Genomic DNA, 3,018 nt, shown 5'->3' on the forward strand with positions numbered 1-3,018 from the left:
TGGTGATCGATCATGCGGTGCCTGGGGGCTTCAGCCGCGAGCTCAATAAGGCCGTGCTCGACGATGAAAGCCGTGGCGTGTTCCAGGGCAAGATCATTGTCGCGCCCGGGGCCCAGAAGACTGACGGCAAGATGATGTCCCAGGCCCTGCTTCTGTCCGAGCAGGCCGAGGCCGACCATAAGCCGGAGCTGGAGATCTTCGCTGATGACGTGCAATGCGGGCACGGTGCGACCGCGGGCGCGCTCGACCAGGATCTCCTGTTCTACGTCAAAGCGCGCGGCCTGCCGCAGAAAGAAGCCGAGGCGCTCTTGATCGCGGCCTTCGTCGGGGAGGCTTTTGAGGCAATTGAGCATCAGGACGTCGAGGAGGCACTGATGGTGGTCGCGCAGGGGTGGCTTGCCGCACGCCCCTGAAGGCGTCGACACCACGGCGACCGTCAAGGAGGCAGGTAACCATCGATCGTCATCCCAGGGGCACGCGGTTTGAGCCCAGGGTGTCGGCAGCGAGTGAAAGGCATGCATCCCGCAGTCACCAATGGCAGCTACGACGTGGCCCGCATTCGCGAGGATTTTCCCATTCTCGCGACCCAGGTCTATGGCAAGCCACTCGTCTATCTTGACAATGCGGCGTCGTCCCAGAAACCGCGGGCCGTGCTCGATCGCATGCAGCAGGCCTACACCAGGGAATACGCCAATGTTCACCGCGGCCTGCACTATTTGGCCAACGCGACGACCGAAGCCTATGAGCGTGCGCGTGAGACGGTGCGGGCGTTTCTCAATGCCGAAAAAACCCAGGAGATCGTCTTCACTCGCAACGCCACGGAAGCGATCAATCTGGTCGCTCACTCGCTTGGCCTTGAGGGCATCAAACCCGGTGACGAGATCGTGCTCTCGATCATGGAGCATCATTCGAATGTCGTGCCGTGGCACTTCCTGAGAGAACGCCGCGGCGCCGTCATCAAATGGGCGCCGGTCGATGATGACGGCAATTTGCTTCTGCAGGTCTTTGAGTCGCTGCTCACCGAGCGCACCCGGATGGTGGCTCTCACCCACATGTCGAACGTTCTCGGCACGATTGTGCCAGTAAACGAGGTGGTTCGGCTCGCCCACGCCCGAGGTATTCCGGTTCTGCTCGATGGCAGTCAGGCGGCGGTGCACCTTGACGTCGACGTGCAACAGATCGGTTGTGACTTTTATGTCTTCACCGGGCACAAACTCTATGGACCGACCGGCATCGGCGTGCTTTACGGCCGCTACGCTCGGCTCGACGCCATGCCGCCATTCAATGGCGGCGGCGAGATGATCCGCGAGGTCTACGAGGACCGCATCACTTATGGGGATCCGCCGCATAAATTCGAGGCCGGCACCCCCGCGATCGTGCAGGCCATCGGGCTCGGCGCCGCCATCGACTACCTGAGCTCGATCGGCAAGGCACGCACCCGCGCGCACGAGGATGGGCTTGTCAAGTATGCGCACGAACGATTGCGCGAAATTAACACGGTGCGGGTTTTCGGCAATGCGCGACAGAAAGGCCCGATCGTATCCTTCAACATGGAGGGTGCGCACGCCCATGATGTGGCGACCATCATCGATCGCTCCGGGGTCGCCGTTCGCGCAGGCACGCACTGCGCCATGCCGCTGTTGGCTCGCTTCGGCGCGACCGCCACTTGCCGGGCCTCGTTTGGCTTGTACAACACCCGTTCCGAAGTCGACACTCTGGTGCAGGCTTTGATCAAGGCGCAGGACTTCTTTGCATGAGAGACGACGAGATGGCCGAAGACACCCATCCGCAGGCGGCAGACATGCCCGCTCCGGCCGCCTCTGCCGCGGCTGAACCGGGGTTGCCGGTGGAGGAGCTCGAGCGTCTGACCGATAGCATCGTCGCGGCGTTGAAGACCGTGTACGACCCGGAGATTCCCGCGGACATCTACGAACTCGGCTTGATCTACAAGGTCGACATTGCCGATGACCGCAAGGTCGCGATCGAGATGACACTCACGACCCCCAATTGTCCGTCGGCGGCCGAGCTGCCGGCGATGGTCGAAAATGCGGTCGGCAGCGTCCCAGGGGTTGGCGACGTGTCGGTCAACATCGTCTGGAATCCGCCGTGGGATCCAAGTCGGATGTCGGATGAAGCGCGCGTTGCACTCAACATGTGGTGACCCGTTGCGCCGGCGTGGCGAGGATCCCACATGAGGAATGAGGAGAAAGCGTCGATGGCCAATTCGCGACCCAGGCCGCAGGTGATGCGGTTGAGCGATGCCGCAGCCAGTAGAATCCGTCAGATTGTCGCCAACACCCCCAGGCCGATTGTGGGCGTGCGCGTGGGGGTTAAGAATGGTGGCTGCGCCGGAATGTCCTATACCATGGACTATGCGGAGCGCGTTGAGCCCAATGACGAGGTGATTGAGGACAAGGGTGTGCGGCTCTTGATCGATCCCAAAGCCGTGCTGTTTTTGCTCGGCACTGAAATGGACTACAAGGTCGACAAACTCTCGGCGCAGTTCGTTTTCAATAATCCCAACCAAACCTCGGCCTGCGGCTGTGGAGAATCCGTCGCCTTGACCCCCGCGCAAGAACCGGCGGGCGTCGACGCGCCCTGAGGCCCGTCGCGGTCATGGATCGCGAGGGCGTCGCCGATTTATTTGTCCAATTCGGGCCTGTCAGTGTCCGTCGCATGTTCGGCGGTGCCGGCATTTGGGCCGATGGGACGATGTTCGGGCTCCTCGTCGATGGCGTCATCTATCTGAAGGCCGACGCGGCGATCATGGCGGACTTCGAACGCGAGCAGATGCGGCCTTTCGTCTACGCAACCAAGAGCGGTTCGCGCTCGCTGCGGTCCTATTGGCGAATGCCGGATCGGCTCTATGACGATCCCGAGGCACTGGCCGACTGGGCACGGCGGTCTCTTGCCGCGGCACAGCGCGCAGCCGTCTCGCGGCGGCGACCGGCCGTCACCCGACGCGGCAATCGACCAACGAGGTGAGCGCGGATTCAGTTTCGCCGATCACCTGGTTGC

5 protein-coding genes are annotated in these 3,018 nt (G+C 62.3%); all 5 read left to right on the forward strand.

The window, feature by feature from the left end:
- Window positions 1-413 (forward strand): SufD family Fe-S cluster assembly protein (locus tag VEJ16_18135; GenBank protein HYB11582.1); only part of this gene is annotated, 413 nt, incomplete at its 5' end.
- Between the two features lie 102 nt (window positions 414-515).
- Entirely contained in the window at window positions 516-1,757 is a 1,242-nt protein-coding gene (locus tag VEJ16_18140) for a cysteine desulfurase (GenBank protein ID HYB11583.1), read from the forward strand.
- A 44-nt stretch (window positions 1,758-1,801) separates the two neighbouring features.
- Entirely contained in the window at window positions 1,802-2,161 is a 360-nt protein-coding gene (locus tag VEJ16_18145; GenBank protein ID HYB11584.1) for an SUF system Fe-S cluster assembly protein, read from the forward strand.
- Window positions 2,162-2,215: 54 nt separating this feature from the next.
- Window positions 2,216-2,602 (forward strand): iron-sulfur cluster assembly accessory protein, encoded by a 387-nt coding sequence (locus VEJ16_18150; GenBank protein ID HYB11585.1) that lies wholly within the window; start codon window positions 2,216-2,218, stop codon window positions 2,600-2,602.
- A 14-nt stretch (window positions 2,603-2,616) separates the two neighbouring features.
- Window positions 2,617-2,985, forward strand: a complete 369-nt coding sequence (locus VEJ16_18155; protein HYB11586.1) for a TfoX/Sxy family protein — start codon at window positions 2,617-2,619, stop codon at window positions 2,983-2,985.
- Window positions 2,986-3,018 lie beyond the last annotated feature (33 nt).

The sequence above is a fragment of the Alphaproteobacteria bacterium genome, assembly GCA_035625915.1.
Taxonomy (GTDB): domain Bacteria; phylum Pseudomonadota; class Alphaproteobacteria; order JACZXZ01; family JACZXZ01; genus DATDHA01.

Coding starts and splice junctions, on each gene's coding strand:
- VEJ16_18145 (HYB11584.1), top strand. CDS start 1,802: ATGCCCGCTCCGGCCGCCTCTGCCGCGGCTGAACCGGGGTTGCCGGTG.
- VEJ16_18140 (HYB11583.1), top strand. CDS start 516: ATGCATCCCGCAGTCACCAATGGCAGCTACGACGTGGCCCGCATTCGC.
- VEJ16_18150 (HYB11585.1), top strand. CDS start 2,216: ATGGCCAATTCGCGACCCAGGCCGCAGGTGATGCGGTTGAGCGATGCC.
- VEJ16_18155 (HYB11586.1), top strand. CDS start 2,617: ATGGATCGCGAGGGCGTCGCCGATTTATTTGTCCAATTCGGGCCTGTC.